27 protein-coding genes are annotated in these 22,644 nt (G+C 69.6%); 15 read left to right on the top strand and 12 right to left on the bottom strand.

All coding sequences use genetic code 11. The annotated features are described in order from the left end of the window. Positions 1 to 67 precede the first annotated feature (67 nt). Together C5B99_RS18940 and C5B99_RS01810 are read right to left on the bottom strand one after the other, a co-directional pair. Positions 68 to 253 carry a hypothetical protein gene (locus tag C5B99_RS18940; protein WP_146080459.1) on the bottom strand — a complete coding sequence of 62 codons (186 nt, stop codon included), beginning with the start codon at positions 251 to 253 and terminating at the stop codon, positions 68 to 70. A gap of 62 nt (positions 254 to 315) precedes the next feature. Continuing rightward, entirely contained in the window at positions 316 to 834 is a 519-nt protein-coding gene (locus tag C5B99_RS01810; RefSeq protein ID WP_104240072.1) for a MarR family winged helix-turn-helix transcriptional regulator, read from the bottom strand. A gap of 221 nt (positions 835 to 1,055) precedes the next feature. Between C5B99_RS01810 and C5B99_RS01805 the strand changes: the two genes are divergently transcribed. Then, entirely contained in the window at positions 1,056 to 1,517 is a 462-nt protein-coding gene (locus C5B99_RS01805) for a nuclear transport factor 2 family protein (RefSeq protein WP_181059569.1), read from the top strand. Then, positions 1,514 to 1,987, top strand: a complete 474-nt coding sequence (locus C5B99_RS01800; RefSeq protein ID WP_104240070.1) for a nuclear transport factor 2 family protein — start codon at positions 1,514 to 1,516, stop codon at positions 1,985 to 1,987. The genes C5B99_RS01805 and C5B99_RS01800 overlap by 4 nt, the downstream gene beginning before the upstream one ends. Positions 1,988 to 2,020: 33 nt before the next feature. Here the strand turns inward: C5B99_RS01800 and C5B99_RS01795 are convergent, their stop codons facing one another. Together C5B99_RS01795 and C5B99_RS01790 are read right to left on the bottom strand one after the other, a co-directional pair. After that, a complete protein-coding gene (locus C5B99_RS01795; protein WP_104240069.1) occupies positions 2,021 to 2,440 on the bottom strand; it encodes a hypothetical protein in 420 nt (139 codons plus the stop codon). Beyond that, positions 2,437 to 4,053 carry an ATP-binding protein gene (locus C5B99_RS01790; protein ID WP_104240068.1) on the bottom strand — a complete coding sequence of 539 codons (1,617 nt, stop codon included), beginning with the start codon at positions 4,051 to 4,053 and terminating at the stop codon, positions 2,437 to 2,439. Before C5B99_RS01790 ends, C5B99_RS01795 begins: the two co-directional genes overlap by 4 nt. A 185-nt stretch (positions 4,054 to 4,238) precedes the next feature. On the opposite strand from C5B99_RS01790, the gene C5B99_RS01785 reads away from it, so the two are divergent. Together C5B99_RS01785 and C5B99_RS01780 are read left to right on the top strand one after the other, a co-directional pair. Continuing rightward, positions 4,239 to 5,609: an NAD-dependent succinate-semialdehyde dehydrogenase gene (locus C5B99_RS01785; RefSeq protein ID WP_181064906.1), complete on the top strand. Its 1,371-nt coding sequence runs from the start codon at positions 4,239 to 4,241 to the stop codon at positions 5,607 to 5,609. Between the two features lie 125 nt (positions 5,610 to 5,734). Further along, a complete protein-coding gene (locus tag C5B99_RS01780; RefSeq protein WP_104240066.1) occupies positions 5,735 to 6,886 on the top strand; it encodes an AAA family ATPase in 1,152 nt (383 codons plus the stop codon). 16 nt (positions 6,887 to 6,902) lie between these two features. Here C5B99_RS01780 and C5B99_RS01775 read toward each other — a convergent pair whose 3' ends face one another. Further along, positions 6,903 to 8,546: a bifunctional 3'-5' exonuclease/DNA polymerase gene (locus C5B99_RS01775; RefSeq protein ID WP_104240065.1), complete on the bottom strand. Its 1,644-nt coding sequence runs from the start codon at positions 8,544 to 8,546 to the stop codon at positions 6,903 to 6,905. Between the two features lie 99 nt (positions 8,547 to 8,645). Between C5B99_RS01775 and C5B99_RS01770 the strand changes: the two genes are divergently transcribed. The 3 genes from C5B99_RS01770 to C5B99_RS01760 all read left to right on the top strand — a co-directional run bounded on the left by C5B99_RS01770 (position 8,646) and on the right by C5B99_RS01760 (position 10,761). Further along, positions 8,646 to 9,287: an SRPBCC domain-containing protein gene (locus tag C5B99_RS01770; RefSeq protein WP_104240064.1), complete on the top strand. Its 642-nt coding sequence runs from the start codon at positions 8,646 to 8,648 to the stop codon at positions 9,285 to 9,287. 90 nt (positions 9,288 to 9,377) lie between these two features. Then, entirely contained in the window at positions 9,378 to 10,385 is a 1,008-nt protein-coding gene (locus C5B99_RS01765; RefSeq protein WP_104240063.1) for an LLM class flavin-dependent oxidoreductase, read from the top strand. Positions 10,386 to 10,431: 46 nt separating this feature from the next. Further along, a complete protein-coding gene (locus C5B99_RS01760) occupies positions 10,432 to 10,761 on the top strand; it encodes a DHCW motif cupin fold protein (RefSeq protein ID WP_104240062.1) in 330 nt (109 codons plus the stop codon). A gap of 19 nt (positions 10,762 to 10,780) precedes the next feature. Here the strand turns inward: C5B99_RS01760 and C5B99_RS01755 are convergent, their stop codons facing one another. After that, positions 10,781 to 11,062 (bottom strand): hypothetical protein, encoded by a 282-nt coding sequence (locus C5B99_RS01755; protein WP_104240061.1) that lies wholly within the window; start codon positions 11,060 to 11,062, stop codon positions 10,781 to 10,783. 101 nt (positions 11,063 to 11,163) lie between these two features. After that, positions 11,164 to 11,328, bottom strand: a complete 165-nt coding sequence (locus C5B99_RS01750; protein WP_258063000.1) for a hypothetical protein — start codon at positions 11,326 to 11,328, stop codon at positions 11,164 to 11,166. A 59-nt stretch (positions 11,329 to 11,387) separates the two neighbouring features. On the opposite strand from C5B99_RS01750, the gene C5B99_RS01745 reads away from it, so the two are divergent. From C5B99_RS01745 to C5B99_RS01735, 3 genes are read left to right on the top strand one after another with little or no spacing between them, the layout of a single operon-like run. After that, positions 11,388 to 11,885 (top strand): SRPBCC family protein, encoded by a 498-nt coding sequence (locus C5B99_RS01745; RefSeq protein ID WP_104240060.1) that lies wholly within the window; start codon positions 11,388 to 11,390, stop codon positions 11,883 to 11,885. Next, entirely contained in the window at positions 11,840 to 12,589 is a 750-nt protein-coding gene (locus C5B99_RS01740) for a helix-turn-helix domain-containing protein (protein WP_146081115.1), read from the top strand. Before C5B99_RS01745 ends, C5B99_RS01740 begins: the two co-directional genes overlap by 46 nt. Then, positions 12,586 to 13,332 (top strand): hypothetical protein, encoded by a 747-nt coding sequence (locus C5B99_RS01735; protein WP_104240058.1) that lies wholly within the window; start codon positions 12,586 to 12,588, stop codon positions 13,330 to 13,332. The genes C5B99_RS01740 and C5B99_RS01735 overlap by 4 nt, the downstream gene beginning before the upstream one ends. A 187-nt stretch (positions 13,333 to 13,519) precedes the next feature. Here the strand turns inward: C5B99_RS01735 and C5B99_RS01730 are convergent, their stop codons facing one another. Both C5B99_RS01730 and C5B99_RS01725 read right to left on the bottom strand, forming a co-directional pair. After that, positions 13,520 to 14,920, bottom strand: coding sequence for an ice-binding family protein (locus C5B99_RS01730; protein WP_104240057.1), 1,401 nt, complete (start codon positions 14,918 to 14,920; stop codon positions 13,520 to 13,522). A 133-nt stretch (positions 14,921 to 15,053) separates the two neighbouring features. Beyond that, the gene (locus C5B99_RS01725; RefSeq protein ID WP_104240056.1) at positions 15,054 to 15,980 is read right to left on the bottom strand and encodes a LysR family transcriptional regulator ArgP; all 927 of its coding nucleotides are present in this window, start codon (positions 15,978 to 15,980) and stop codon (positions 15,054 to 15,056) included. Positions 15,981 to 16,049: 69 nt separating this feature from the next. On the opposite strand from C5B99_RS01725, the gene C5B99_RS01720 reads away from it, so the two are divergent. From C5B99_RS01720 to C5B99_RS01705, 5 genes are all read left to right on the top strand, one after another. Further along, positions 16,050 to 16,664: a LysE/ArgO family amino acid transporter gene (locus C5B99_RS01720; protein ID WP_104240055.1), complete on the top strand. Its 615-nt coding sequence runs from the start codon at positions 16,050 to 16,052 to the stop codon at positions 16,662 to 16,664. Between the two features lie 112 nt (positions 16,665 to 16,776). After that, on the top strand, positions 16,777 to 17,721 hold the full coding sequence (locus C5B99_RS01715) for a hypothetical protein (protein ID WP_104240054.1): 945 nt from the start codon (positions 16,777 to 16,779) through the stop codon (positions 17,719 to 17,721). Beyond that, positions 17,718 to 18,053, top strand: coding sequence for a GntR family transcriptional regulator (locus C5B99_RS01710; RefSeq protein WP_104240053.1), 336 nt, complete (start codon positions 17,718 to 17,720; stop codon positions 18,051 to 18,053). Before C5B99_RS01715 ends, C5B99_RS01710 begins: the two co-directional genes overlap by 4 nt. A gap of 108 nt (positions 18,054 to 18,161) precedes the next feature. Continuing rightward, positions 18,162 to 18,308 (top strand): hypothetical protein, encoded by a 147-nt coding sequence (locus C5B99_RS19125; protein WP_181057671.1) that lies wholly within the window; start codon positions 18,162 to 18,164, stop codon positions 18,306 to 18,308. Positions 18,309 to 18,439: 131 nt separating this feature from the next. Further along, positions 18,440 to 18,727 (top strand): hypothetical protein, encoded by a 288-nt coding sequence (locus C5B99_RS01705; RefSeq protein WP_104240052.1) that lies wholly within the window; start codon positions 18,440 to 18,442, stop codon positions 18,725 to 18,727. Here C5B99_RS01705 and C5B99_RS01700 read toward each other — a convergent pair. Genes C5B99_RS01700 through kdpC form a run of 3 tightly spaced genes read right to left on the bottom strand, consistent with a single transcriptional unit; the run spans position 18,724 to position 22,637 of the window. Next, a complete protein-coding gene (locus C5B99_RS01700) occupies positions 18,724 to 19,449 on the bottom strand; it encodes a response regulator (protein ID WP_104240051.1) in 726 nt (241 codons plus the stop codon). The genes C5B99_RS01705 and C5B99_RS01700 overlap by 4 nt on opposite strands. After that, positions 19,446 to 21,998, bottom strand: a complete 2,553-nt coding sequence (locus C5B99_RS01695; RefSeq protein ID WP_104240050.1) for an ATP-binding protein — start codon at positions 21,996 to 21,998, stop codon at positions 19,446 to 19,448. Before C5B99_RS01695 ends, C5B99_RS01700 begins: the two co-directional genes overlap by 4 nt. A 3-nt stretch (positions 21,999 to 22,001) precedes the next feature. Then, positions 22,002 to 22,637, bottom strand: coding sequence for a potassium-transporting ATPase subunit KdpC (kdpC, locus tag C5B99_RS01690; RefSeq protein ID WP_104240049.1), 636 nt, complete (start codon positions 22,635 to 22,637; stop codon positions 22,002 to 22,004). Positions 22,638 to 22,644: the final 7 nt, after the last annotated feature.

The raw sequence follows: 22,644 nt of genomic DNA, 5'->3' as shown, positions 1-22,644 counted from the left end.
AAGAGCCTCGCACCCATCGGCTGGCACTTCGAGAGCCTTGTGGCGACCATCCAAGTGGCCGCTCGCGCTACCAGGGGAGGAAGGCGAAGAACGAGACCGCGATTCCGATCGAGATAGTGGCACCCACGAAGCAGAGCGCAAGAAGCTCCCCGGGCATGATGGTGCGCTGGTAGACGTCCCAGTAGCGCTCTTCTGCCCGTCGTCGAGCGGCGGCTACGGCACTGCGGTTGAGCCTGCGTCGTTGTTTGAGCACATAGGTAGCTTATTTAACTAAACAAAGCCGAAGACGGGGGTTGACTCTCGAGGAGGCACCCACTAGTGCTGCGGAGCGCCCTGCGGCTCGGCCGCCTCGACCGAGCCGACCATGCCGGAGAGGAACTTCGCCACCCCGTCGAGCTCCTCGGTCGTGAGCGAGTCGACGACCGCGATCATGCGCTGGTGCATGAGGCCGAGCGTCTCCCGCACCTCACGGTCGGACTCCGCGGTCGACGCGATGATCGAGGCCCGCCGATCGGTGGGGTGCGGCCGCCGCTCGACGTGACCGCTCTTCACGAGGCGATCGACGAGGCCGGTGACAGATGCGGAGGAGATCTTGAGCCGCTCCCCCAGGTCCTTCTGCACGACGACCTTGCCCTGGCGCTGCTGCTGGAGCAGGAAGCGAAGCGCGAGGAGGTCGTTCTCGTTCATCCGCATCGACGAGCGCGTCCGCGCTCGCATCTTCGCCTCCGCTTCGCGGTAGTCGCGCAGCAGGTTGAGCACGTCGACCGAGGTCGCATGCTCTCCGCCGGTCGGGTACCAGTACCCGGACGAGCGCTCAGCGGGCGTGTGCGCCATGGTCCTCCTCGTGGTGGCGCCGTCGACGCCATGAAACTAGTTCAACAAACTAGCAAAAATGGGTGCGCCCCGGTGCGGAAACGACAGACAGAGCCCCCGCTGGCAGGTTTTGCCCGAGATTTCCGCTCGTGACGCCCGCGGAAGTTCCGCGACCACGGAGAGCACGCGGATGTCGGTGGCTGGTGAGACTGTTCCTGAACGGAAACGAAATGGGGCTGAACGTGACCACACTCACCGCCGACGACCGCTGGGGCATCCAGCAGACCCTCGCGCTCTACGGGCACTTCGTCGACAACGGCGAATGGACCCTGCTCGACTCGGTCCTCGCTCCGGATGCGCGCATCGAGAGCCCTGCTGGCGAGTTCACTGGCGCATCAGGAGCGAGAGCCTTCGAGCAGCAGCTCGCGGCCTCGCTCGGCGGGCACCTGCCCTCCCACCACACCATCAACACGGTCATCCGGGCTGGCGAGGCCGCCGGGTCGGCCGTCGCCTGGAGTCGCTACGTGCTCGTCACCTACGAGGCATCCGCCGCAGGCGGCGACTACCTCGACACCCTCGAGGAACGCGACGGCACGTGGGTCATCACGAGCCGCCGCATCACGGAGCGAAACCGCGAGCGCCCGAGCGGACAGTACTCGGCCGAGGGCGCGGAGTCCTTCGCGAGCTTCGAGTCGTCGCGATGACAGCGCAGAGCCCGAGCGCCGTGGCAGCGCAAGTGCCTGCCGCCGACGCCGCCGAGGTCCTCGACGTGCTCGCCCGCTACGGGCAGGTCATCGACAACCGCGACTGGGATCACCTGCGCAAGGTATTCACGGAGGACTTCTCCTTCGGCACGGGCCCGAACGCGGTGCGCGGTGACGAGGCGCTCGCCCGGGTCATCAACACCGTGCAGCCGTACCACCCGCATTACACCACCGACACCGTCCTCCATCGGGTCGACGCCGACACCATCACGTCCTGGTCGAAGTTCCTCCTCGTGCGAACGGACGGCACGACGGCGAGCGGCGACTACATCGACACCTTCGTCCGCACTGCAGACGGCTGGCGCATCAGGGTGCGCGACGTGAGCCGCGGCTCACGCCCGCCGAGCGACCCGGGCGGCGCTTCGACTCGCACCTTCTCGTCGGAGCGCTGGCTGTCAGTGGTCAGCTGAGAAAGTCGCGGGACACGGAGCGCGGCGCCAATATCAGTCGATGCAGGGGCCCTCATGATCGAAGTGGGTGCCACGGAGCTGGCATGAGGCCGCTTCTTGATCACTGCGGTCTACGCCCGCCTTTCCGGCGAAGTCCATGACGATAAAGTTCGACTGCGCCCCGTCTGCAAGCCCATCAGCGAACTCGGCGGCCTCGTCGCGCGTCGCGAAACGGTAGTAGTCAGCCTGATCCGTCGACCAGGCCTCAAGACAGTCGATCTCTTCGCCGCAGGCCGACTCCGTGATCTCCACGGGGTCGCTGGCGTAGTCGGGGCCCGTGTACTCCGCGTCGACCACCGCTTCCCTGATCGTGAGTCCGTATTGTGGGATGAAGATTGAGCATCCGCTCGTCGAGAGCAACGCGGCTGCGCAGAGGCCGGAGATCAGACCCGCGCGAAGTGCGCGCGTTTTCATCGCTGGTCCGCCTGATGCACGGGGCCAGAGCCGTTCGCCTCCCCCGCGGAACCGACACCTGGCTCAGGCGGGGCGCCAGGCACACCAGGCGGGTAGACCGCGTCCGAGGCCGGAACGTACGCCGTCCAGCCGGGGTCAGCCTCTGCACCCAGAGCCCCGTAGGTGACGGACCCCGTGCGGTCGCCTTCCGCTGTGGAGATGATCTCCACCCCGCCCTCAGTGGCTTCGTCGCCGCTCGGCTCCGTGCCGTCGCCGAGGAGGCGCCTCGTGAGCGCGGACTGCGCCGACATCAGCTCGTCGAGCTCGAACAGCAGGATCTCGTCGTCCGGCTCGACGCCATGCCGTGCCGCCGCGAGCACCGCACGGCGGATGAGCTCCTTGGCGAACGACCCGGTGGTCTGCTCGGCACGACCCGACGCCTCCAGGAGCGCTTCGTCGCTGAACGGCAGGCCCGCGGCGTACTTCTCGAGCAGACGGTAGCGCTCCGGCCCGCCTGGCAGCGCGATCTCCACGGCCAGGTCGACGCGACCGGGACGCGAGACGAGCGCCCGCTCGAGCACCTGCACCCGGTTGGTGGTCATGATGAAGGCGACGTCGGCATCGCCGTCGAGGCCATCAAGCGCGTCGAGCACCTCGAAGAGCAACGGCTGCGGGGACGCGTGGCGTTCCATGGCAACGAGGTCGATGTCCTCGAGCACCACGATCGACGGCTGCAGGGTGCGGGCCAGTTCGGCGGCCGCGCCGATGTGCTGGATGCTCGACCCGGTCAGCAGCACGGCCGTCACCCCCTCCGTGCGGCTCAGGAGATGCCTGACCGTGAGCGTCTTCCCGGTCCCAGGCGGGCCGTACAGCAGCACGCCTCTCTTCAGGTGCTGGCCCGCGGCGAGCAGGACCTCACGCTGCCGCCCGATCTCGATCACGTGCGCCACCACTGATTCGAGGACGCCGTACGGCAGGATCACGTCGGTCTCGGCGACGTTCGGGCGCTCCAGGAAGGACGCGCCAGCGTCCATCCGGTAGTCGCTGTTCTCGAACGCGAGCACCTTGCCGCGCAGCACGCTGCGCTCGATCATGAGGGCTCGAACCTCGCCGAGGAGATCGGAGACGAGCGAGGGGTCTGCGGCGGTGAGCACCTCGAGCTGCCCCTGCGGTCGGCCCATGTCGGGGCGGGATGCGCGCTGCATGACCACAACTCGGGCACCACGGTAGGTGAAGAGTCGTGCACCGAAGCTCACGACCTGTCGTGTCGACCTGGGCCCTGTCGCCTTCTCGGCGAACTCGGCGGGCCCCGACCTGAACGGCATGTGCGGGCTCGAGATGAGCTCCGCGAGGCCGGCGTGCGCGTGGGCGGAGCCACCGGCGACACCGACGAGCCTCGCTTCGCCGCGGGCGGCGATCTCCTCAAGTGCGATATCCGCGTCGACGATCCGGTAGCTCGCAAACTCCTCGACGACAACCGGGAGCGCCTCGGCGTCGGCGCCGAGGAAATCGCTCAGCTCGCCGCCGAAGGGCGTGCGCACGACTTGGACCTCGGCCGGCGTCTCGTTGACGCGTTCGAGGAACCGCTTGAACGCACGGAAGAACTGGACATCGTCGTGTGACTGCTCGCTCATGCCATCCCCTGCCTGCGGGCGAATCCCGCCGCTCCAGAGCCTAGAGCCGCATCGCCGGAGAGGCACCCTGTAAATAAACGATATTCAGTTAAATCGGCCCGAACCCTGGGTTTCCAAGGCCCCATCTCCTAGGCTTCACCCAATCGCGCGATGCTGCGCGCACGCATCCAATGTCTGGAGTGAGTTTGAGCACCTACGTAGTCGTGAACCCAGCCACCGGCGAGCAGGGACAGGAATTCCCGCTCGTCACATCCGAGGGCATCGAGACCGCCCTGCAGAGCCTCGACGGCGCCTACCGGACCTGGTCGAAGCCGAGCACCGTCGCAGAGCGCGCCGCCCTCATGAGCCGGGCAGCCGAGCTGCACCGCGAGCGCCGCGAGGCCCTCGCCGAGATCATCACGAAGGAGATGGGCAAGCCCATCGAGCAGTCCTACGGGGAGGTCGACTTCAGCGCCGACATCCTGCAGTACTACGCCGACAACGCGGAGAACTTCCTGAAGGACGCCCCGATCGAGCTGCTCGGAGGCGAAGGCACCGCCCTCATCCGCCGCTCCGCCCTCGGTCCCCTCCTCGGCATCATGCCCTGGAACTTCCCGTTCTACCAGGTCGCTCGCTTCGCCGGCCCGAACCTCGTGCTCGGCAACCCGATCCTGCTGAAGCACGCCGGCCAGTGCCCCGAGTCGGCGACAGCGCTCCAGCAGATCTTCGCCGACGCCGGGTTCCCCGAGGGTGCCTACGTCAACATCTTCGCCACCAACGAGCAGATCGCCGACATCATCGCCGACGACCGCATCCACGGCGTCTCACTGACCGGCTCGGAGCGCGCGGGCGCCGCGGTCGCCGAGATCGCGGGCCGCAACCTCAAGAAGGTGGTCCTCGAGCTCGGCGGCTCCGACCCGTTCATCCTGCTCAGCACCGACAGCGTCGACGAGGCCGTCGAAGCCGCGGTCGCCGCGCGCCTCGATAACTCCGGGCAGGCCTGCAACGGCGCGAAGCGCATGATCGTCATCGACTCGCTCTACGACGAGTTCGCGGAGAAGTTCACGGCCGCGATGACCTCGGTCGCTCCCGTCGACCCGACGGAGGACGACTCGGAGCTCGGCCCGCTCTCCTCTGCCCCGGCCACGAAGAACCTCGCCGAGCAGGTCGAGCGGGCTGTCGCTCAGGGCGCGCAGCTCCTCGCAGGTGGTGGCCACGACGGCAACTTCTTCGAGTCGACCGTGCTCGCCGGAGTCACCCCCGACAACGACGCCTACACGGAGGAGTTCTTCGGCCCCGTCGCCGCCCTCTACAAGGTCAGCAGCGAAGAGGAGGCCATCGAGCTCGCGAACGCGACGCCCTTCGGCCTTGGCTCGTACCTCTTCACGACCGACCAGGAGCAGGCGCAGCGCGTCGCCGACGCCATCGAAGCCGGCATGGTCTACATCAACGGCGTCGGGCTCGACAGCCCCGAGCTGCCCTTCGGCGGAGTGAAGCGCTCCGGCTTCGGCCGCGAGCTCGGTTCGCTCGGCATCGAGGAGTTCGTGAACAAGAAGCTCATCCGCCAGGTCAAGTAGACGGCCAGCGCGCAGAGGACAAGCGCGGCACCGCCTCTCCGGAGGCGGTGCCGCGCTTGCTGCATGTGCAGGGCGCGACCGCACCCTCCAGCGGCGATGTCGGAGGTACCCCCTAGCGTGTGAGCATGCTTGAACTCCTCGCCATCGAGAACTACCGGTCCATCAAGAGCGTCACGCTCGGGCTCGAGCGCTTGAACGTCATCACGGGGGCGAACGGCAGCGGCAAGTCCAACCTCTACCGAGCGCTGCGCCTGCTGCACGACATCATCCGCGAGGGGGCCCTCTCGTCGCTCGCGATGGAGGGCGGTCTCCGGGCGGTCATCCACGCCGGCAAGCGGTCCCGCGGTGAGCCCGTCACCCTCAAGCTCGGCCTGCGCACCTCCGGGGTGTCCTTCGCGACCGACCTCGGTATGCCCTCGCCGGAGCAGGTCCAGAACTTCGCGATCGACCTCGGCATCCCGATCATCTCCGATTTCCCCTTCGACCCGGTGGTCAAGAGCGAGCTCGTCTGGGCGAGCGAGCTGCTGCGCCCCTCGACGACGCTCGTCGAACGCCGCGCGAACTCGGTGCGCGTGAGAGACGCCGACTTCAAGCTCGTGCAGGCCGAGTGGAGCGTGCGCGAGGCCGAGTCGATGCTCGCGACACTCGCCGATCCCTCAACAGCACCCGAGCTGTACGCGCTGCGCGAGTCGGCGCGCGGTTGGCGCTTCCTCGACTACCTCCGCACCGACGCGGCGGCTCCCGCTCGGCTGCCGAGCCCCGCCACGTTCACCCCGGTGCTCCCCGACGACGGCTCGCGGCTCCCAGCCGCGCTCGCGACGGTGCAGCGAATCGGCCAGGCGGGGGCCTTCCACGACGCCATCGATGCTGCTTTCCCGGGGTCACGGGTCAGCGTCGAGGAAGACGAGTCTGGCATGGCGAAGATCGTCATGTCGCAGCCGGGCCTCGCGAGGCCACTGGATGCGCGGGAGCTGTCCGACGGCACGCTGCGGATGATCCTCCTCGCGACGGCGCTCCTCTCGCCGCGCATGCCAGAGCTGCTGGTCCTGAACGAGCCGGAGGCGAGCCTCCACCCCAGCCTCCTGCCAACGCTTGCGGGCCTCATCCGGCGAGCCTCGGAGCAGACGCAGGTGATCGTCGTCACCCACTCGCAGTCCCTCGTCGATGGCTTGCGCGACGACGCGAACGTCGTCGAGCTCGAGAAGGAGGCGGGGGCGACGAGCATCCGCGGCAAACTGCAGTTCGACGGACCGCTCTGGGTCTGGCCGAAGCGCTGAGTCGCCGAAGCCGCGCCTACTTCGCTTCTCCGTAGCTGTCCACGACGTGCGCGACGACGGGGAACGTGACCTGGCTGCCGGCGAACAGGAAGCGCCCTGCCTCTGCGGCGGCCGCGATGACCTCCGCGGCGGCGCGCTCCGCGTGCTCGGCTGGCGCGTGCACGACCACCTCGTCGTGCAGGAAGTAGGCGAGGTGCGCCGTGCGCTCGAGCGGCGCATCCGCGACCGAGCCGGTGCCCCGCGGGTCTCCCGTTCCCGAGCCGAGGGCGGCGAGGCGCTGCCGGATACCCGCCATCCACGTGAGCGCCCATTCGGCTGCCGTGCCCTGCACGATGAAGTTCCGTGTGAAGCGGCCGAAGTCGCGAGGCGAGAACTCAGCGGGCGGCCACGGAGACGTGCGACCGAGCCAGGTCTGCACCTGCTGCCCCCGCTCACCGGAACGCGCAGCCGAGGCGACAAGCCCCATGGCGTGCGGGAACGCCCGCTCGAGACCCGGCAGGAGGACGGCGCTCTGGCCCGTCGTCGCGCCGTACATGGCCCCGAGCATCGCGACCTTGGCGCTGTCTCGGTCCGGCACGACGCCGCGGTCGACGAATGCCGCGTACATGTCGCGCTGCGCGCCCGCCCGTGCCATGGCCTCATCCCCCGACATGGCCGCGAGGATCCTCGGTTCGAGCTGGGCCGCGTCCGCGACGACGAGCTTCCAGCCGGTGTCGGCGACCACGGCGCTGCGGATCTCCTTCGGGAGCTGCATCGCTCCGCCGCCGCTCGTCGCCCAGCGCCCGGTCACTACGCCGCCCGGCACATAGTCGGGGCGGAACCGCCCACCGTGGATCCACTCCTCGCGCCACGTCCAGCCGTTCGCCGTGAAGAGCCGATGCAGACGCTTGTAGTGCAGCAGCGCGTCGACGACCGGATGCGATTTGCCGACGAGTTCCCACTTGCTGGTGCTGGCCACATCGAGCCCCGCCCGGCGCAGTGCAGCGAGGAGGTCTTTTGGCGAGTCGACGTTGAGCGTCGCCTCCCCGAGCGCAGCTCGAACAGCTGAGGCCGCCGCCTCGAGCTTCGCCGGTCGGCCACCCGTGCCCCTCGCGCCGAGCGCCTCGACGAGCACTCCCTCGTGGCGTTCGACGCTGAACGGCATGCCCGCCGCCCGAAGCTCGGCCGCGACGAGGGCTCCAGCGCTCTCGACGCCGACGAGGAACGCGAGGGCGCCCTTCCGATCCGCTTCCTGATCCGACGCCTCCAGCCCGGCGAGCTGGGCGTCGAAGAGCCGCCGCGTCGCCTCGGGCGTTCCCGGGTTCTCGGCGTCGAGATCGAAGAGGCCCTCGCCGGGGTGCGAGCCCCCACGAGCATCCGCGACGTCGAATCGAGCGTCGAGGTAGCCGGCCGTGATGAGGATGCGCCCGGCAAGGCGCAGATCGTGGCAGCGCCCCACCCGCACGCCGTGGGCGAGAAGTCGCGGCACGATGTCCTGGCTGTTCCACACCCACCGGATGGGATCGGACGGCGGCGCAGACCGCTCACGTTCGGACACGAGCTGCGCGAGGGCGATCGCGTCGGGAACGGTGACGGGCGCCGACGCCTCGTCGCCATCGGCGGGACCTCGCCGGTCTTCGAGCGCGAAGCCGCGCGCGAGCGACGTGACGAGGATGTGCATCCGTTCATTGTGGGGCAGGGCACCGACAATCCAGGACGCCGATACCCGGGTCGCCCCGGGTCTGCGCGATTCCACAACATCCGCGGGCACGCTGGTCGCATGGAAACGAAACCGGTGTCCCCCGCCGGAGCGTCGACCGACAGCCTCGAGAACGTCACGCGCAGCGTCGCGCGGGATGGCACGAGCCACGTGGTGACGCTCGAGCGCGACTTCGCGAATCCACCAGAGAACATCTGGGGCCTGTGCACGACCCCGGAGGGTCTGGCCCGCTGGTTCGAGCCCGCCGAAGGCGAGCTCCGGCAGGGCGGCAGGTACCGGCTGACCGACAGCGGCACCTCCGGAACCATCGAGCGCTGCGAGGCGAACGCCCTCATGCATCTGACGTGGGAGTACGACGGCGACGTGAGCCGCGTCAGCCTCGCCCTCGAGCCAGCGGGGCACGGGACGCGCCTCACGCTCCGACACGTCGTGGCAGACAACGAGCACTGGGCCCAGTACGGGCCAGCTGCCACCGGCATCGGCTGGGACGGAGCTCTCCTCGCCCTGGCGATCGCCCTCGCCGACGAGGACGCGGACGTCCACGCGACCATGTCCGCCTTCAACGACTCCGACGGCGGCAGGCGGTTCGTCGCCTCCGCGGCTGACCGCTGGTGCATCGCGCATCTGAGCGCGGGCGCCGACCCCGACGACGCCCACGAGTCGGCGACGCGCACCGCGGCCTTCTACACGGGCGACGAATAGACGTAGAGCGGTGCGAGAGTTCAGGCACGGCCGACGAGACGACTCCGACCCGCCGGGAACACCTGACGCCTCTCGGCGGTTGCATCCAGGGTGACTGTTCCTCTCTCAATCCTCGACCTCGCTCCCATCGCCCCTGGCCAGACCGTCAGGGAGAGCTTCCAGGCGAGCGTCGAGCTCGCCCAGGCTGCCGAGCGCTCCGGCTACCGCCGTGTCTGGTACGCCGAGCACCACAACATGCCGACGATCGCGTCGAGCGCAACGAGCGTGCTCATCGGGCACATCGCCTCGCAGACCTCCACGATCCGGCTGGGCGCGGGTGGCGTCATGCTCCCGAACCACTCCCCGCTGGTCATCGCGGAGCAGTTCGGCACCCTCGCGACGCTCTACCCGGACCGCATCGACCTGGGCCTCGGGCGCGCGCCAGGGAGCGACCAGGCGACGTTCCGAGCGCTGCGGCGTTCCCCGGCCTCCGCCAATGAGTTCCCGCAGGATGTTCTGGAGCTGCAGGCGTTCCTGCGCGGCCAGTCGACCATCCCCGGCGTGCAGGCGGTGCCGGGCGGTGGCACCGAGGTGCCCCTCTACATCCTCGGCTCGAGCCTCTTCGGCGCGCAGCTCGCCGCACAGCTCGGCCTGCCATACGCGTTCGCGTCGCACTTCGCCCCGGACCAGCTGTTCCAGGCCGTCGCCCTGTACCGCGAGCAGTTCCAGCCCTCCGAGCAGCTCGCCGCGCCCCACCTCATCGTGGGCGTCAACGTCGTCGCGGCCCTCGAATCGGCGGATGCGCAGGAGCAGTTCACCCGCTCCCGGCGCTCCAGGCTCCGCAGCATCCTGCTCCGCGGGCCGAACTCCGACTTCAGCGATGAGCAGATGGACCAGATCATCGCGAGCCCGCAGGGGCAGCAGATCGCGAACATGATGCGGTACACGGCGGTGGGAACCGGCCAGGAGGTGCGCGACTACCTCACCGAGTTCGCGGAGGCGACCGGCGCCGACGAGCTCATCATCGGGCACGGCTCGCTGGAGAGCGCCGATCGGGTCAGTTCGCTGGAGATCACGGCAGAGGCGATGCGCACCCGGGAGCTCAGCGGTTCCGTGTGAGCCGCGGCGGTCTCGCCGGCATTCGCCGGGGAGCTATCGTCGGGGGATGGACCTCATCGGGCACGCCTTCACGACCACCGACTGGGCGGCAGTAGCGCCGACGCAGCACTCCGGCGAGACCGGCGGCGCCACCTGGCGGACGCAGCAGATCGGTGACACGCGCATCCGTCAGGTCGAGTACTCGCCGGGCTATCTCGCCGATCACTGGTGCTCCCGCGGGCACGTGCTCCTCGTGCTCGAGGGGAGCCTCGAGACCGAGCTGGACGACGGCCGCCGCGTCACGCTGGAGGCGGGCCAGAGCTACCAGGTCGGCACCGGCATGGAAGCGCACCGCTCCAGCACGGCGACCGGCGCCAAGCTCTTCGTCATCGACTGATCGTCGGCCCGAGGGGCGGCTACGGGGCGCGCCGCGCTCCACCCGTGCCGCCGGTCCCGTCATCGTCGGTGTCCGCCGACGGCGTCCCGTCGGCGGTCGAGGCGGCGGCTGACGCGTCCGGGAGCTTCCCGAACGCGAACACGTTGGCGAGCTTGCCGACCGCGCCGAGCAGGTCGCCCTTCTCGCCAGCCGTCTCGGCACCGGATTTCTCTTCACGCCCGCTCCGCTCGCCCGGGTCCCCAACGGGGTCACCGGCGCCTGAGCTTCCGGGGCGCGCGTCGCGGTGTCGCTTGTCTTCCATGGGGGCTCCCGCCAATTCGCTTGCGGAGTTCTCGCGTCTCAGGCAAGCACGCGATCCTCCGCGAACCTGGGGAGCGGGGTTCAGGGGCGCAGCCGGGATCTTCAGTCGGGCCGCTTGGCTTCGATGAGGTGTCGAGTGGAGTGCGCGACGAACGCCCCCTCACGCTGGATGAGCTCGTGCAGCTCTCGCAGGCGGGTCCGATAGGCGTCGACGCTGGCGGCCTCGGCCTCGGCCTCGGCGATGAGTTCCTCGAATGCGCTGTCCATCACCCCATCATGTCGAACCTCGCGGACGCCTCTCGGGAACGCGCGTGTCACGATGGGGCATGCCCGTCGTCGAGTCCCGCTGCATCGTCCACGTCGATCCTGCGACGGCGTTCGCCGTATCCCAGACCACCGGCGAGGTGCGGATGCGCTGGGACCCGTTCATCCGGCGCCAGCACTTCCTCGACGGGGCGACGCTCCCCGCGAAGGGGGTGCGCACCGCCACCGTGCAGCGGCTCGGCTTCCGGATGATCAGCGAGTACGTCTCCTACGCCCCGCCGACGAATGTTGGCATGAAGATGACGAAGGGCTCCTGGTTCTTCGAGCGCCTCGGCGGGGGCTGGCGGTTCACACCCGCCCCGGACGCCGAGGGCGACGGTGAGGCCCGCACACTCGCGGTATGGCGCTACAACTTCGCCTGCAAGCCGAAGTGGCTCGCCCCGGTCGCGGAGCGCATCGGGAAGTTCGTGCTGCAGCGCGACATCGACCGCCGCATCCGCGGATTCGCACGCGGATGCGAAGACCCCGTCGTGCTCGCCGCGGTCGCCGCGGCGGCTTAGGCACGCCCAGCAGCCGCACCCATATACACATCCCTACCGCTGCCGGTACGCTTGTGTACATGCCAGAAGAGAGCGTTGCCGAGTTTGCCAAACGTGAGGGGGTGTCCCCTCGCCGCGTGCGCGCACTCATCGAGCAAGGCACCATCCCGGCCCGCCAGGTGGGTAGGCAGTGGCTCATCGATCAGTCCTCCGCACACCGCCCCGCAGCCTCTCGCCCGCTGGCCAACCGGATGCGCGCGAACCTCCTCGCGATCCTCTCCGGAGATGCCCCTGAGGGGCTCTCGACATCCGAACGCGCACGACTCCGCCGCTACCGCAACGAACTCATGCACAGCCCCGATCCGGACCGCATCCTCGGCGCTTGGATCCGCGAAGAGGCACCCCTGAAGCTCCAGGTGGCTGCCAGTGACCTCGCCGACCTCGCCGCCGACGAGCGCATCGTCAAGTCCGGGTTCAGCGATCCGCGCGCCGAGATCGCCGCCGCGGGCCAGCTCGAAGCCCGGGTCGCCAAGGATGATGCCGCCGCGATCCGCCGCGAGTACCTGCTCCGGCCATCCGAGAGGCCCAATGTTCTCTTGCACCTCACCGACGAGAAACCGCCGTCACCCCTGCCTCTCGGGCTGCTCCTCGTAGACCTCGCACACCATGACGGCGTCCGCGAGCGATCCCGCGTCGCCGAACTCCTCCGAAAGGTCGACGATTGACCTTCACCGCCCCAGCCATGACTCCCGCCCAGGCCGAGGCGTGGCACGCGCTCTTCGAGGTCTACAAGGCGCACCCAAAGGGCTGGGCGCTCGTCGGCGGGCAGATGGTCCACTCGCTCTGCTGGGAGCGCGAGGCGGACCCGCCTCGGCCCACGCAAGACGCGGACGCCATCCTCGACATCCGGGCCCATCCGACCATGCTCTTCGACTTCACCAAGACTCTCACCGACCTTGGCTACAAGTCCGCAGGCGAGTCGCCGTCGATCCTCGAAGGCATGAAAGGTGTGCAGCATCGCTGGGTGAAGGGTGAGGCGCAGATCGATGTCCTCATTCCGCGATTCTTGGGGGAGCACGCCGACAATCGAACCGGCGTCACGGGCGGCCGCACCATCGCCGCACCTGGTGGCCAAGGCGCTTTGGATCGCTCCGAGGTGATTGAGGTCGCCGTCGCGGGCGTCACTGGCACCGTCCGCCGACCCACGCTTCAGGGGGCCATCATCGCGAAGGCGTCCGCAATGCTGATCGGCGAGGGCACTAAGGAAGAACGCCACCTCAACGACCTGTCGATCCTCGCCTCCCTCGTCACCCGAGGTGACCAGGTCGGGGAGAACGTCACCAGTAAAGAGGCCGGCAGAGTCCGGGTCGCGTTCAAAAGGATCCTCGACCGGCCTTCTCTGCACCTCAGCGTCGGCGTGGACGCGGAGGCGATCAAGATCGTCCTGGAGCAGTTCGTTTTGGAGTGAGAGCGGGATGCCGGCGGGGTTCGGGATGGGAGAACCTGTGCTTTGCCTAGGCGGTACCTTGCTGCGGCCTCAGAAGAACGTGCGGTGAATGCACGGTGACGGGAGGCGGACGCCGAGAAGGCCCCGGCCGGTGCGTTTGGCACCTGCCGAGGCCTGCTCAGTTCAGTTCAGTCGCAGCCGCGCGGGCTCAGACCTCGTGCGAGTTGCGTCGACGCAGGCTGGCGATCAGCAGCGCGCCGCCGGCGATGAGCACGGCGAGCCCTCCGATGAGCCAGGGACCCGCATCCTGAGCACCGGTGGTCGCCAGGTCAGGCGAGCCGGTGGCTCCGGGCTTCACGGGAACGACTGCGGGGGCCGTCGTCGTCGGCGTGACCGACGCCGTCGTCGTCGGCGTGACCGACGCTGTCGTCGTCGGGGTGACTGACGCTGTCGTCGTCGGGGTGACTGACGCTGTCGGCGTCACGGTCACGGTCGGCGTCGCCGTCGCCGTCGCCGTCGGCGTCGGCGTCACGGTCGTGGTCGGCGTGGTCGTCTCCGTCGGCGTCGTCGTCTCGGTCGGCGTCGTCGTCTCCGTCGGCGTGACCGTCACGGTCGGCGTCGTCGTCTCCGTCGGCGTGACCGTCACGGTCGGCGTTGTCGTCTCCGTCGGCGTGACCGTCACGGTCGGCGTCGTCGTCTCCGTCGGCGTGACCGTCACGGTCGGCGTCGTCGTCTCCGTCGGCGTCGTCGTCTCCGTCGGCGTCGTCGTCTCCGTCGGCGTCGTCGTCTCCGTCGGCGTGACCGTCACGGTCGGCGTCGTCGTCTCCGTCGGCGTCGTCGTCTCCGTCGGCGTGACAGTGACGCATTCACTGGTCGTGAAGGTGTTCGTGTCGAGGGTGACCGAGCCGTTCCTGGCGAGCGCACGTCCGTCGACGGTCGATCCCTCGTTCACGGTGATCGAGGTGAGGGCGAGGATCGAGCCGACGAAGGTCGTGTCGGTGTCCAGCGTGGCGGAGCTGCCGATCTGCCAGAACACGTTGCACGCCTGTGCGCCGTTGAGGAGCGCCACGGTGCTGTCGGGTGCGGTGGTCAGCGCGGAGCCGATCTGGAAGATGAAGACCGCGTCGGGATCGCCTTCCGCGTCGAGGGAGAGCGTCCCGGTGATGCCCGCGGTGCTCGAAGCCTCGTACACGCCGGCCGTGAGCGTCTGCCCGCCGAGGTCGGCGCTGATGGGCGCATCGGCGGCCTGACCTTCGAGCGCGTTGTACGCGGTGGTCACATCCGCCTGGGCCTGCAGGGAGTTGGCGTCCGTGGCGTGCACGTCGCCGAGCACGATGCCGGGCGGGAACCCGCTGATCGCCGTCCCGGGGTTCACTCCGAGGTCGCCATCGAGCACGCTTGGGCCCGTGTTCGTCACCGACTGCCCGCCGAGCACCGAGTAGCTGGCGGCGGTGCCGAGGTCGGGCGCCGTGCCGATGGCCTGGGCCGACTGGGAGCCGAGCAGGACTGGGAAGAGGCCCGCGACGGCGACCGTCGAACCCGCAAGGAGGAGGAGCTGCTTGCGTCGAAATCTGAGGGGAGGAGTGGTGCGAACGGATGTGCTTCCCATGGGGACCTTCCTGGTGCCGCGGATGCGGGCGCGCGCGAGAATGCGAGCCCGGCTGAGACTAGATGAACTCCGGGAAACTTATTGGGGGTTGCACTCTGCTCGGCAAAAGCGCACTGTTGGTAGCCATTCCAGCTCAGAGGCTGCGAGCGGCGGCGGCGAAGACCGCCGACGCGGTCCTGCCGAGGGCCTCCGTATGCAGCTGCCATTGCTGCCAGAACAGGGGCACTGAGATCGACGCGCCGGGGTCGATCTCGACGAGCGAGGCATCGTCGCCTCCCTGGAGGTCCGGCACCAGGCCCCAGCCGAAGCCGAGGCGAATGGCCCGCACGAAGTCCGCGGAGGACGGCACGAAATGGCAGGGCGGGCCCGCCGGGTCGACGCCGACCCCGCGCAGGTAGCGCTCCTGGAGCCTGTCGGCTCGGTCGAAGACCACAACGGGCGCGTACGCGAGCACCCCTCCCGAGTTCCGAGCGCTCCCCGTGAACCAGCGTTCCACGAAGTCCGGCGATGCCATCGGCGTGTAGCGCATCTCTCCGAGGAGCGCGGAGGTGCAGCCCTGCACGGGGACCGGGTCGGCGGTGATCGCGGCGGTCACGGCGCCCCGCCTGAGGAGGTCCGTGGTGTGCGCCTCGTCGGCTCGGTGCAGGTCGAAGGCGATCTCCCCGGCCAACGGCGCGAGGGCGGGGAGCAGCCAGGTCGCCAGCGAGTCGGCGTTGACGGCTATCGGCAGCCGCTCGAGCATCGGTGGTGCCTCGGCGGCTCCATGAGTGGCGCCGGATGCTCCGCCCACTCGCCCGAGGACGTTCGACGCCTCCCTACCGAGCGCATCCACCTGCCGTGCGAGGCGGAGGAGGACCTCGCCCGATTCGGTCGGCACGACCGGCTTGCTGCGTTGGAGCAGCACGCGCCCGGTCTCGCTTTCCAGGGATTTGATGCGCTGGCTGATCGCCGAGGGCGTGATGCGCAACTCCCGGGCGGCCGCCTCGAACGTGCCCGTCTCGACGGCGGATCGGAGTGCGGCAAGTCGCTGAGGGTCGAACGCGTGCGGGAAGTCAGGCATGAAGCAATGCTAATGATTCACAAGAAACATGAGCTGGACCATCACCACGGGCACGAATACGGTCACACCATGACCCCGGATCTGCTCCCCCTGCTCGCTGGCTTCGGCTTCGGCCTGTCGCTCATCGTCGCGATCGGCGCGCAGAACGCGTTCGTGCTGCGCCAGGGACTGCTCCGCACACATGTCCTCGCCGTGGTCGCCGTGTGCGCCCTCTCCGACGCGATCCTCATCCTGCTCGGCATCGGGGGTGCCGGCATCGTCTTCACGGCGCTCCCCTGGCTGACGACCGTGGTCCGCATCGGGGGCGCCGCGTTCCTCCTCGGCTACGCCGTGCTCGCGGCCCGCCGCGCCCTCAGGCCGAAGGCACTGGATGCGGACGAACCACGCGCCTCGGCCGCCCTGCTCCCGACGCTGCTCACGGCACTCGCGCTCACCTGGCTGAACCCGCACGTCTACCTGGACACGGTGGTCCTGCTCGGGTCCGTCGCGAACACCCACGGCGATGCGCGCTGGCTCTTCGGCGCGGGGGCGGCACTCGGCAGCATCGTCTGGTTCACAGCCCTGGGCTACGGGGCCAGGCTCCTGCAGCCGGTCTTCGCACGCCCCGCCGCGTGGCGCATCCTCGACGCCATGATCGCCGTGGTGATGGCTGGCATCGCGGCCTCCTTGCTACTCGGGCTCTGAACCAGGCAAACCGCCGACGCCTCCAACCTCAGCACTTGTACCGCCGAGCAGGTACAAAATCTTGTACCCTCGAAGAGTAACAAGAGGTTGACGACTGCCAAAGGAGGCGCAGATGAGCCCGCTGTTCTTGATCCTGATGTTCGACCTGGTCACATTCGTGCCGGCGGCGGTGCTCGCCCTCGGACTGTGCTTCGCCCCGTGGGTGCGCTCTCGAGTGCACGTCCCGACAGCGACCCCGGGTCTGCTGCGCTCACGCCCAGATGCGCTGGCCAGCCTGACCCTCGGCGTCGCCGCCATGCTGGCCGCCCTCGTCGCGTTTGCACCCTTCGTCGAGGGCATGCTGCCCGGCTGGCTCACGCTCAACTCGGACCCGTTCGACTTCCGCTGGCACGACTTCTCTCGAGAGCTCATCGTCGGCAGCCTCGCCCTCATCGTGGTCGCTCTGATCCTCGCCCTGTTCCGCAGCACGCCTCGCGCTGCGGTTCCGCCTTCCGGGCCGCGCGGTTTGCGGACCTACGCCCCGGGTCGCGGACTCGCGACCCTCGCCGCGGCTCTCGCTGCGCTTCTCCTCCTGACCGTGTTCGCGGGCTCGATCTCGAGCGCGGATGAGGACGGCCGCCACACCCTGTTCGTCATCGAGACCGGTGGGCAGTTCTCGGCTGCATCGGGGCGCTTCTACGGGTGGGCGTATGGCGTTCCGGCAGCGATCGCGGCGGTCGCCCTCGTCGCGGCAACCGCGTTCGCACTGCACGCCAATGCGACGCGCACCTTCCTCGAGCCGAAGAGCGTCGAGTGGGAGAGCCAAGCACGTCGGGCGCTCGCAACACGCGTCCTCTGGTTCTCGATCGGGATCCTCGTCTTCGTGCTCGGCAACTGCGCGCTCCGGATGGGAGGCGCGGCCGGTGCGCAGCTGACCGCGCCCGACTACTCCTGGGGCACGAGCATGGCCGCCTTCGAGCCGGTGCTCACATGGGGCGGCCGCCTGCTCCGCGGCATCGGCCTCACGCTGCTCCTGCTCGTCGGCTTCACGCATCGGACCGGTCGGGGACGACGATGAGCGAGGGCACGTCGGAGCAGGTCGCGGCCCACTTCCGGGGGCTGATCCTGGCGGGACGGATCGGCGCGGGTGAACGACTGCCAACCGTTCGCCAGACCGCCAGGGACTTCGGCGTCGCCCTCGGCACCGCGGCGCGGGCCTACCGGCTGCTCGAGGCGGAGGGCACGATCGTCACACGCGGAGCCGCGGGAACCCGGGTCGCGGACCAGCCCTCGACACTGCCCGGTGCCGTCACCGCGAAGCTGCGGGCCGCCGTCGAGGAAGCACGGCGCTCAGGCACGTCGCAGACGGAGATCATGAACGCGCTGACGGCGATCTGGGACTCCGAGTAGCAGCCACCGCTCCCCGACGTCACCCCGCCGCGTCACGTCCCGCAAACTCCCCAGCCGCGAGCGCTATCGTCGGCCCAGTCAAGGAAGATCCCGACCGGAAGGCCAACGATGAGCGACCAGAAGATTTCCCACGACGCCGACGGCGAAGAGAAGCCGAACGGCCTCGGCGAAGACGGGACGATTCCCGACTCCGACGATGGAGTCGCGGTCGGCTACGACCCTGACGCCTCCACCTTCGAGCCCGAAGAGGACTGACACCGGCCATCCAGCCGGTTGATGCTGTGGCCCGCGACGCTCCGGCGACGCGGGCCATCTGCGTCGAGACTCACGGGCTCCACGCATCCGGACCCCCGCGGCTTCCCAGGACGAGCCCACAGGCTCGCGGGATGAGCCACCAGATGCACGATCACGAAGACAGCCTCTCCACGGACGAGCAGCTCGAGAAGGACACCGCCTACTCCCCCGGAAGCGAGACCGAGACGCAGGCGAAGCAGGAGACCGGCACCGCACGGGTCGACGAGGTCGACGGGCGCCTCGACGGCGACATCGACACCGACAAGGTGAACGTGCGGCCGGGCACGGGCGGGCCAGACGACGTCGGCGATATCGACGCGGAGGGCATTGAATTCCCCAGCGCGGAGGAGGCGAGCCGAGCGGCCCCCTCGGACAGCTAGCCCTTCTCGGCCAGCGAGGCCGAGGCGGGGCCGTCCGGCCGCAGCACCAGCCGGTAGCCCATGCCGGCCTCCGTGAGGAGGTGGCGAGGCTCGGACGGCACCGGCTCGAGCTTCTTGCGCAGCTGCGACATGTACAGCCGGAGATATCCAGTGTCGGTGACATGCTCGGAGCCCCAGATGCTCGTGAGCAGCATCTGCCTCGTCACGAGCCTCCCCGCGTTGCGCACGAGCAGCTCGAGCACCTGCCACTCCGTCGGGGTGAGGCGCACGTGCGCCGCCTCTCCCCCTCCCGTGCGCACGACGCTCTTCGCGGCGAGGTCGACAGACACGTCGCCGAACGCGACGACGGGTTCCGCGTCGCCCTGCGGCACCCGACGAGACAGGGCACGGATGCGCGCGAGCAGCTCGTCGACGGAGAACGGCTTCGTGACGTAGTCGTCGGCGCCGGCATCGAGCGCATCCACCTTGTCGCCGGCCCCGCTGCGCCCGGAGACGACGAGGATCGGCGCGTCCGACCACCCGCGGATGGCTTGGATCACTTCGATCCCGTCGAGCTCGGGCATCCCGAGGTCGAGGAGGTACAGGTCCGGGCGGCGCTCGGCCGCGATCGAGACGGCCTCCGTTCCGTTGCGGGCGACGAGCACCTCGTACCCCTTGGCGGTGAGGGTGATGCGCAGTGCGCGCAGCAGCTGCGGGTCGTCGTCGGCGATCAGGATCTTCATGCGCGGTCTCCCTGGATCTGCTCGGGCGGGTTCCCGGTGACCGGCAGCGTCACGACCATCGTGAGCCCTCCTCCCGGGGTGTCCTCCGGCACCAGTGTGCCGTGCATCCCCTCCACGAATCCCTTCGAGATGGCGAGGCCAAGCCCGAGGCCCGTCGAGTTGTCGGTGTCGCCGAGGCGCTGGAAGGGCACGAACACGTCGTCGCGGCGTTCGGCGGGGATTCCGGGCCCTCGGTCGATGACCCTGATCTGCACGCTCCCGCCGAACTCGCTTGTCGCGAGCCGCACGCGGCGGTTCGGTGGCGAGTGCCGGACCGCGTTGGCGAGGAGGTTCACGAGGACCCGCTGCAGGAGGGCCGGGTCGGCGGCGATGGATGCGGCGCTCGAGTCGAGCGCCAGCTCCACGTCGTCCGGGCCGAGCTGCAGCTCGTCGAGCGCGGGCACGATCACGTCGGCGGGGTCGGTCGGCATGATCGACACCGCGAGTCCCCCGGACTGCAGTCGACTCACGTCGAGGAGGTCGGTGACGAGAGCGGCGAGCGTTCCGAGGCTCTCGTCCGCGGTCTCGAGGAGCTCGTCACGGTCGGCTGCCGCGAGTTCCTCGCCAGCGGAACGCAGGCCGCTGACGGCCGCCGTCGCCGAGGCGAGGGGCCGCCTCAGGTCGTGGCTGAGGGCGGACAGGAGCGCCCGTCTGACCTTGTCGGAGGCGGCGAGCGGGGCCACCTCGTCTGCCGCGACCCGCAGGTCGCTGTGCTCCAGAGCCGCACCGAGCTGGGCGACGATGACCGTCAGGAGGCGACGCTCAGAGGCATCGAGCTCGCGCCCGTGCAGCTCGAGTCGCGCGCCAGCCCCGTCTGACGTCCCCGCGCTCACCGGGATGACCGCGTGGCGGTTCCCGCGCACCGGCTCTCCGCAGCTCGCGAGCACAAGCGGGTCATCCGCGCTCGCCTCGCCCCGCGCATCCACGAGTCGTACACCCGCGAGCCCGAACGCCTCCCGTGTCCGCTCGACCAGCGCCTGCAGGGCGCTCTGCCCGCGCAGCACGCTGCCGGCAACCGTCTGCAGCAGCTGCGACTCCGCGGCGGCCCTCCTCGCCTCGCGCGCCCTCCTGGCCGCCCGGTCGACGACGAGGCTCACGAGCGTCGCGATGACCACGTAGAGGACGATCGCGACGAGGTGGCTCGGCTCGGTGATGAGGACGGTGCCGAACGGGGCGACGAAGAAGAAGTCGAGCGTGATCCCCGAGAGCACGGCGGCGAAGAGCGCGGGCCACAGCCCGCCGATGAGGGCGACCGTGACGACGAGGAGCTGGTAGCTGAGCGCGTGCGTCGTGAACGAGTCGACGCTGCCGAGCGACGCCAGGAGCCAGGTGAGCAGTGGTCCAGCCACCAGGGCGAGCGCCAGCCCCGCGATGCGGCGACGCATCGTGAGCGCACCGCCGAGCCGGGGCAGCCTCACGCCGCCGCCGGCTCGCGCGTGGTTCACGATGTGCACGTCGATGCTGCCCGCCTCGCGGGTCACCGCGCTCCCGACGCTCGGCCCCGTGAGCAGCGCAGCCAGACGATTCCGGCGGCTCACGCCGATGACCAGCTGGGTCGCGTTGACCGAGCGCGCGAACTCGATGAGTGCCGCCGGGACATCCTCGCCGACGACCTGGTGGTACGTTCCGCCGAGCTCTTCGACGAGCGCCCGCTGGCGCGCGAGGTGCGCTGGGTCTCCGGCGCGAAGACCGTCCTGGCTCGTGACATGCAGCGCAAGCAGCTCCCCGCTGCCCGACCTCGCGGCGATGCGGGCGCCGCGGCGCAGCAGCGTCTCGCCCTCCGCGCCACCGGTGATCGTCACGACGACTCGCTCGCGCGCCTCCCACGTGGTGTCGATGCCCTGCTCGGCGCGGTAGCTCTGCAGGGACTGGTCGACCTCATCGGCGAGCCACAGCAGCGCCAGTTCCCGCAGCGCCGTGAGGTTGCCGAGGCGGAAGTAGTTGGAGAGCGCGGCGTCGACACGCTCCGCCGGGTAGACGAGGCCAGCCGCGAGCCGATCGCGCAGCGCCTGGGGCGAGAGGTCCACCACCTGCACCTGGTCGGCGCGACGCAGCACCTGGTCGGGGATCGTCTCCCGCTGCGGTGCGCCCGTGATCTGCTCGACCACGTCGCCCAGCGACTCGACGTGCTGGATGTTCACCGTCGAGAGCACGTCGATGCCGGCCTCGAGGAGCTCCTCGACGTCCTCCCAGCGCTTGGCGTTGCGCGAGCCGGGGGCGTTCGTGTGGGCGAGCTCGTCGACGAGGGCGATCTCGGGGCTGCGCTCGAGCACGGCGTCCACGTCCATCTCCGAGAGCGTCACGCCGCGGTGGAGGGACTCCGCACGCTGCAGCACCTCGAGCCCGTCTGCTGCGGCAGCCGTCGCGGCCCGGCCGTGGGTCTCGACCACCGCGACGACGACATCCTGTCCGGCTTCGCGCATCCGCCTGCCCTCGTTGAGCATCGCGAACGTCTTGCCCACGCCAGGGGCGGCGCCGAGCAGCACCCGCAGCCGTCCGCGCTTCGCCATGACTCAGCGCTCCTTCGTATCCGTGGTCGGGGCCTGCTGCTCGACCAGGGCCTGGTTGAGTTCGAGCACGTTGACGCTCGCCTCCCCGAGGAAGCCGAGGAAGGGGCTGGTCGTGTGCGCTGCGACCAGAGTACGGACGTCCGCCTCCGCGAGCCCGCGAGCCTCGGCGACGCGTGCCACCTGCAGGGCGGCGTACTCGGGGCTGATGTGCGGATCGAGGCCGGATGCGGACGCCGTGACGGCATCCGCGGGCACCTCCGCGAGCGAGACGCCGTTGAGCTCCGCGACTTCGCGGCGCCGCTCGTCGATGGCTGCGACGAGCTCCGGGTTCTCGGGCCCCAGGTTCGAGCCGGAGGAGGCGCCCGAGTCGTAGCCGTCGCCCGCGGCCGATGGGCGCGACTGGAAGAACTCGGGAAGCGGATTGCCTTCGGCGTCCGTGAAGGACTGCCCGATGAGGCTGGACCCGATGCTCGTGCCGTCGTCGTGCAGCTGGGAGCCGTTCGCCTGGGCTCCGAACGCGAGCTGCCCGACGCCCGTGATGACCAGGGTGTAGCCGACGCCGAGCACGAGCGTGAAGAGGAGCATCGCCCGCACGGCGACCCAGGTGGTGCGCGCCGTGGCGCGAGTTGAGGAGTTCAAGGTGGAG

The sequence above is a fragment of the Pseudoclavibacter sp. Z016 genome (genome assembly GCF_002931215.1).
GTDB lineage: Bacteria > Actinomycetota > Actinomycetes > Actinomycetales > Microbacteriaceae > Pseudoclavibacter.
The sequence above is the reverse complement of the archived record's forward strand: the minus strand, read 5'-3'. Positions and strand labels throughout refer to the sequence as shown.